We start from the raw sequence: 6,315 nt of genomic DNA, 5'->3' as shown, positions 1-6,315 counted from the left end.
GACAATACGGACTGCCTCTGCTTTTTGTTCATCAGTGAATAGTCTGCGTTTCTTCTGTGTCATGTGGACATTCTCCTAGATCATTTCTTCGAATGGAGTGTCCACTTTTTCAAGACAAGGTCAAAATTAGGTTGTGCTTGGATTGCAGTCGTCCTGGAGAAACTTGATCGGGAATAATCACCCGAATCCTGATCACTTAAGCGCGAACTCTAACCAGGCTTTTCTCGGCAGTATGATAATAGCTATCCAATTGTCACCGGTCGCTGTCCCCAGTGTGGGCATGAGTTCGACCGAAGTAATCCGCCCGTCTTACATTGGGATTGTGGAGAATGTGGGTGGGTGGACGATTCGGTGTGGTCTAACAAATAATGATCGTGAAAGAGAGGAATATTACGATGCCAGAAAAATTGAAATAAAATTTGGCGATGGCGTATACACAGTCTGTAAATTAAAGATTTCTTTTGTATATGACTCACCTAGTATATTCTGCAATGCGTATGCGACTTCTCTTTCAGTATCATTAAAGTAGCGAATTTGGTTGGATGATGCTGAGTCTTTTTGAGGCTTAACTTGTATACTTGACTTTACGCCTGCTTGCTCTAAAGATTTTTTGATTTCAAAAGCTTCTTCTTTCTGCTCAGATTTTTCTTGATTATAATAAATAGCTATTTTATATGTATTTACTATATTGACTAATGAGCTTGTTTTTGATGTGTCTATCTCTGGGTTTAGAATTGGAGTATTGTTTTCAAGTGTCGTTTGTATTCTTGAGTTAACAGTGTCAGCAGTGGTTGAGGATACCTCGTTTTTTTTGATTTGTTTTTGAGCATCTGCTGCATTGACTGTTTGTGATCCTGACTCACTCTGCTCAAGAGCTGCAATGATTTTGTTGGATTCATTAACCCTCTTGTTTAGTGCATCTATTTGTTGGGCCGCTTGAACTAAATCATTGTCTGTTTTGCTGAGTTGCTTCTTCCACTTAAATCCCGCTACAGTCCCTTCTTCAAATCCAGCTTTTATCAATCTTTCATTTAATATAGTTGGAGCGATCAATAATAATATAAAAAGACTAAAGAGAGATGCGTCTCTCAAAAGACTGAATAGGTTTTTCCCGATTTCTATCTTTTCTTTAACTGCGCTATTTGTGGATTCATTGAGAGGTGATGTCATATCGAATCTATCTCTATACTTTATATGGAGGAATTATTATAGTTGCTCTAAATCCGTTTGTATTGATATTGATGAGTGAAAAATGAATGAGTAGGGGTATTTATCGCCTTTTCTAAAATTAGTGATGATTGGAGTATCAATGGGCAACATTGTTGATGAATTGATTTGGATAGATCTATTTCTAGATATCGATTAGTTATGCAATCTTGCCGCAGAGCTTAACTACTGTTTGTGTTGTCCTGAGAGGAGAGTGGTAATGTCTATCTCACCACCGGCAAATCCTCCCACCGCGTCGTATACGCCTGCGTCATCCGCTGCCGCTTCATCGCCCACTGCTGATCGCAACCCTCGCTAGCAAAGAAGACCGCCCTGCGGCCATACAGACGATTGAGCTGATCGACCGTATTCATGAGCGTGATCGCCTTCTCGCTGTTCCTCTCTTGAAAGAGATGTCCCTGCATCGTGTTGGCCTGGGAGATATCCAGCAGCATCACCCCCGCTTTGGCATAGTGTGGCCCTTTCCTGTAGATTCGCCGGAGTGCTTGCCCTGCCGCATTGATCAGCTTGCGCGTGTCAGCAGTCGGCACCGCGAACTTCGCTAAGGCCGACTGCGAGAAATACTCCTCATTGGGATTATGTCGTCCAGTGCCAATGGAAACCTGAATTGCACTACAGACTGAGTTCTGCGATCGCAACTTCTCCGCTGCCTTGATCGAGTGCATGTCCACAGACTGCAGCAGTGCTAGCTCCTCCACCCGCTCTTCAATTCCCCCTCCTTGTTACACTCGGAGCAATTGGTCAAAAATGAACCCTTAATTCGGCTATAGCCCATGCGAACTCGCTCCATTGCTAAGGTTACTGGCCTACTTTTCGGGGTTGGAGCAATTCTGGGCTGTGCTCAAGCGATCCCCGTTCCCAGTGACCGCTTGAGTCCCAAGGCCGATCAGCTATCGATTGCTGCGGTCAAACTCGTGCCGATCGTTACAGGTCTGGAGCATCCTTGGGGTATGGCCTGGTTACCGGATGATCAAATATTAATCACCGAGCGTTCTGGTCGGCTACGCCTCGTTAAAAATGGCAAGCTCGACCCCAAGCCGATCAAAGGCGTGACAACCGTTTCCACCATCGCCGCGCAACAAATATTTGCTACCCAACAGGGTGGGCTGCTGGATATTGCTATCCATCCCCGCTTTGCCGACAATCGCTGGGTCTATTTCACCTACTCCCACGGCACCCGCAACGCCAACCGGACCCGTGTCGCCCGCGCTAAGTTTGACGGTAAGCAGCTTGATAGTTGGCAAGTGATATTCGAGGTTGCCCAAACCAAGCGTGGTGGTCAGCACTTCGGTTCGCGCCTGACTTGGCTGCCGGACGAAACCCTATTGATTTCCATTGGTGATGGTGGCAATCCGCCCGTGAAGTTTGATGGTGCTCTAATCCGTAAACAAGCCCAAAACCGCGCTAGCCATCTTGGTAAAGTAATTCGCATCAAAGATGATGGCACCATTCCAGTGGATAATCCCTTTGTGTCCACCGAGGGAGCCGCGCCTGCTGTCTGGAGTTATGGCCATCGCAATATCCAGGGGCTGACCTATGATCCAATGCGAAAAAGAGTTTGGTCGACCGAACATGGCTCACGCGGCGGCGATGAACTGAACTGGGTGCAATCCGGCAAAAACTATGGTTGGCCCGTTGTTTCTTTCAGCCAGGAGTACACCAGTAATCGCGCCGTCGCCCCGGCAACCACTGGCCCTGAGATGGTAGATCCAAAGCGCGTATGGACCCCTTCCATTGCGCCCTCGGGGTTAGCTATTTATACGGGAGATCGGATTCCGCAGTGGCGCGGCAATTTATTTGCTGGCGGACTTGTCTCCCGTAGCATTCGGAAGCTCGAGCTAGATGCGTCAGGGAGCGTGACAGCGGAGTCCCAAATCAGGATTGGCCAGCGGGTGCGTGATGTCCGCCAAGGGCCAGATGGGTATCTATATGTGCTAACTGATGCTAATTCGGGTCAGCTTTTGCGCCTAGAAGTTGACCCGAACAATTAAATTTAGCCGTTTTATCCGACGCTTACAATATCGGTCGAGAGTTTAGTAATACTCAGTTCACGTAAGCTATTCTAAATCCTGTGCTTCACAGGAACCCGTGAGATCGCATCTCTCATCTGCTGATCGCGCTCTGCTTTCCGCTTGGCCGCGAGTCTGGCTTGGGCGTTTTCTGCCCTCATCCGCTGGGCATCGCTCTTGTAGGCCTTCCCATAGCAACGGTACCAAATGGCGGTTAGGCACAAGATAAAATCTTGAAAGCCTCTATTCACAGACATTTCGAGATTCTAGACTTTTATATGATCTGACTCTAGAAACGGAAATCTCTGAGGTTCCTTCACTGTCCCATCTTGACCTATTAATGGAATAGTTAATCCCTGAAATCTTTGTAAATCAGGGTTTTGAAGGCGTTAACAAAAATCATTCCAGATATCGTAAATGGAAAAGTTCTTCTTCTAACCTCCGTATGGTTCTATTGCTATGGGAAGGCCTACCACAGGTTTTCTTGGGATTTCCATTGTGATCGCTCGATGAACGGAAGTATTGGCTGTTGGAAGGCTGCGGTGTTGCGATCGCTGGTAGTTTGCTCCTGGCTCAGTCTTTGCGCTAGCCGACGCCGATTGATTGTGCTCAGCGATAGTGCTGAATTAGAGTGCATTCCTGATGGTTTATTGGTACTTATACCAAAGGTAATAAAGCATTAGTACGACTACCCTTCAACAGACTGATTTCTTCGACTGACGAGCGTAACGCTGAATGAGACAATGGCACTGCCTATCAGCGATAAGTAGCTTCGGGTAGTAACCCTCAGAGATCAATAGCATGAAAACACAATCAGCCATCGTCTCTCTATTAGTGAGCCTTGCTAGTGTTGTTCTCATTGTTGCCGGACTGAAAACAATGGCCAGTCTGCTAACACCAATCCTGCTTTCCTTGTTTTTAGTCCTGGTCACCTATCCTATCTTTGCATGGCTTAAAGGACGAGGATTACCTCAATGGCTGGCCTACATGCTAGTTTTGCTGAGCGTCGTTGCTATCGGTGTCTCTATTGTTCTCTTTTTGGTTACCTCTGTTAATGAGCTAGTGACATATCTGCCTGCTTATGGAAATCAGATTGAAACGCAGATTAATGGTCTATGGCAAAGACTCACTGAACAAGGCGTGACCATTGACGACATTCAAGCATTGAGTTGGCTGCAACCCGAACAACTAATTCAGTTTTCACTATCTCTAACAACTACGGTACTCGGGACACTCTCTAACACTGGACTGACATTGCTGATATTTGTTTACATGCTGGCAACGGCTCCTAGCTTTTCCACCCAGCTTAAAAAGGGGCTTGAAAATAACCCATCAGCATTACAACGGTTTGAAGAGTTCGCCCAAAGTACCAGTTCATACTTAATGATTAAAGGTTGGCTAGGGGCTTTGACCGCACTTGTTCAGATGCTGTTGATGGGGTTGTTAGGTTTAGATTTCGCCGTGCTATGGGGAGTGCTCTCATTCGCCTTTAATTTTATCCCGAACATTGGTTTCTACATTGCACTTGCCCCGCCGCTGCTAATTGCCATTATTGAGCTTGGGTGGCTAAAAGCCTTGTTCTTTGCCGTCGCTTATATCGTTATCAACAACTTCTTCGATATGGTCGTTGCGCCTCGATACCTATCGAAGGGATTAGACCTATCGATTCTAGTCACTTTCCTTGCTGTCATTATCTGGGCATGGATATTAGGCCCGATTGGTGCTTTTCTTGCTTTGCCACTTACTATCATGGTTAAGAAGCTTCTCCTCGAACCCTTTTCTCAAACTCAGCTAGTTGCTAGCTTAATGGGTGCAGGCAGCGAAGATAGTTAGTCGTCAATTTTGAGATAGTGGTTTACGAGGAAATACCCGTGGCGGCTTGATTCCCCTGCTTTTGATCACTCTCCACATTCAACCTCCTGAAGCGACTGTCTTTCCAATCATTGCAGGCATCTAGCAGAATTTGAACGCGCCTTGACATTTATAGGAGCATCAACACTGTCACAGGAGCTTCAGCATAGATCGCCTGCTGCATGGTGGCAGTTGCGATCGCTTTAAGTTCTGCGGTTTTGCTGAGATTGGGCATAGGCTGAAGAGAAGAAAGGCTGATCTCAGAGTGCCCAGAGTTGCGATCTCTCCTGGTTTGGGATCAAGATCGTTGTGAGTGCTACCAATGTTACTTGAACGGTTTAGCAGGGTTCGTATCGGCAGAGCGTTACAGAGAACAGACTTTCTAGATTACAGCCACTACTGATCGCACCCAGTTTTTGCGACACTCCCTTTAGTTGTACTCTCCAGGGGTATCTATTTTTGTAACAGTAACCCTGCCAACTTTCTGGCCTGACATTCTCAATAATTCATCACCAGAAAATTCAAAACCAAGCTTTAGTGCTATTCGCGCAACATCATCAGCCGTTGATGCTGCTTGCACCTCATTTTTAAGTGCAGGTTCAGACTGCATTTTCTTTAAAAATGCTTTGAGTTGATCTATTGCCATATTCTTAAGTCTTATTCTCGCTAGCGGGTCTATGAAGCAGGGAAACCTTTACGAGCTTCAAGTAAATTCTACAGCAATTGTCATTATGGAATCGATTGTCGCTACTCAGGTAGATCTTCCCAGATAGCAACGCTTATAGCGCTACAGATTTGTGATAGGACATAGGTAGAGAGCGTCAAGTAATCCTTATGTCAGCCCCCTACAGTTATGATCTTCGCCGCAAGGCCATTGATGCAGTCAAGCGCGGTGAGCGTAAAACGGCGGTATGTAAAACGCTGCACATCAGTCGCAATACCCTAGATCTGTGGCTCAAGCGAGAGCAGGCAACAGGCGACTGTCGGGCCATTACCCATTACCAACAAGGCAACCGCCATAAGATTACAGATTGGCCACGTTTTCGAGCCTTCGTTCAAGCACATGGCGATAAAACTCAGGGTCAAATGGCAAAACTATGGGGGGTTATGCCGACATACGCCTAATTATTCTCACTCAAACCTTGAAACCCTTTATTAATAGTCTATTCAAGACTTCAAAGTTTTGGATTTAGGTAACTTATATGCCTGACCACAGTAGGGGCAGAAC

At 46.2% G+C, this 6,315-nt stretch carries 7 protein-coding genes and 1 pseudogene; 3 read left to right on the top strand and 5 right to left on the bottom strand.

Features of this window, described 5'->3' with window-relative positions; all coding sequences use genetic code 11:
• Positions 1 to 390: 390 nt before the first annotated feature.
• A complete protein-coding gene (locus C1752_RS27685; protein WP_110989266.1) occupies positions 391 to 1,170 on the bottom strand; it encodes a hypothetical protein in 780 nt (259 codons plus the stop codon).
• A gap of 260 nt (positions 1,171 to 1,430) precedes the next feature.
• Positions 1,431 to 1,925: a DUF4113 domain-containing protein gene (locus C1752_RS27680; RefSeq protein ID WP_110989265.1), complete on the bottom strand. Its 495-nt coding sequence runs from the start codon at positions 1,923 to 1,925 to the stop codon at positions 1,431 to 1,433.
• Positions 1,926 to 2,000: 75 nt separating this feature from the next.
• Here C1752_RS27680 and C1752_RS27675 point away from each other — a divergent pair, with 75 nt between their 5' ends.
• Complete coding sequence (locus tag C1752_RS27675; RefSeq protein ID WP_110989264.1) at positions 2,001 to 3,218, top strand: PQQ-dependent sugar dehydrogenase; 1,218 nt, start codon at positions 2,001 to 2,003, stop codon at positions 3,216 to 3,218.
• 71 nt (positions 3,219 to 3,289) lie between these two features.
• Here the strand turns inward: C1752_RS27675 and C1752_RS27670 are convergent, their stop codons facing one another.
• A complete protein-coding gene (locus tag C1752_RS27670; RefSeq protein ID WP_110989263.1) occupies positions 3,290 to 3,493 on the bottom strand; it encodes a hypothetical protein in 204 nt (67 codons plus the stop codon).
• 212 nt (positions 3,494 to 3,705) lie between these two features.
• Positions 3,706 to 3,873: a hypothetical protein gene (locus tag C1752_RS28800; protein ID WP_158535251.1), complete on the bottom strand. Its 168-nt coding sequence runs from the start codon at positions 3,871 to 3,873 to the stop codon at positions 3,706 to 3,708.
• Positions 3,874 to 4,037: 164 nt separating this feature from the next.
• On the opposite strand from C1752_RS28800, the gene C1752_RS27665 reads away from it, so the two are divergent.
• Positions 4,038 to 5,069, top strand: a complete 1,032-nt coding sequence (locus C1752_RS27665) for an AI-2E family transporter (protein WP_110989262.1) — start codon at positions 4,038 to 4,040, stop codon at positions 5,067 to 5,069.
• Between the two features lie 448 nt (positions 5,070 to 5,517).
• On the opposite strand, the gene C1752_RS27660 is transcribed toward C1752_RS27665, so the two are convergent.
• Positions 5,518 to 5,733, bottom strand: coding sequence for a Nif11-like leader peptide family natural product precursor (locus tag C1752_RS27660; protein ID WP_110989261.1), 216 nt, complete (start codon positions 5,731 to 5,733; stop codon positions 5,518 to 5,520).
• Between the two features lie 188 nt (positions 5,734 to 5,921).
• Here C1752_RS27660 and C1752_RS27655 point away from each other — a divergent pair.
• Positions 5,922 to 6,191 (top strand): annotated as a pseudogene (locus C1752_RS27655) (helix-turn-helix domain-containing protein); the annotation flags it as partial.
• Between the last annotated feature and the right edge of the window lie 124 nt (positions 6,192 to 6,315).

Source organism: Acaryochloris thomasi RCC1774 (assembly GCF_003231495.1).
Lineage (GTDB): Bacteria > Cyanobacteriota > Cyanobacteriia > Thermosynechococcales > Thermosynechococcaceae > RCC1774.
This window is presented reverse-complemented; position numbering and strand designations above follow the sequence as displayed.

What these genes read in the sequence shown, in the direction of transcription:
- C1752_RS27685 (WP_110989266.1), bottom strand. Translation starts at nt 1,170, where the DNA reads ATGACATCACCTCTCAATGAATCCACAAATAGCGCAGTTAAAGAAAAG.
- C1752_RS27675 (WP_110989264.1), top strand. Translation starts at nt 2,001, where the DNA reads ATGCGAACTCGCTCCATTGCTAAGGTTACTGGCCTACTTTTCGGGGTT.
- C1752_RS27670 (WP_110989263.1), bottom strand. Translation starts at nt 3,493, where the DNA reads ATGTCTGTGAATAGAGGCTTTCAAGATTTTATCTTGTGCCTAACCGCC.
- C1752_RS28800 (WP_158535251.1), bottom strand. Translation starts at nt 3,873, where the DNA reads ATGCACTCTAATTCAGCACTATCGCTGAGCACAATCAATCGGCGTCGG.
- C1752_RS27665 (WP_110989262.1), top strand. Translation starts at nt 4,038, where the DNA reads ATGAAAACACAATCAGCCATCGTCTCTCTATTAGTGAGCCTTGCTAGT.
- C1752_RS27660 (WP_110989261.1), bottom strand. Translation starts at nt 5,733, where the DNA reads ATGGCAATAGATCAACTCAAAGCATTTTTAAAGAAAATGCAGTCTGAA.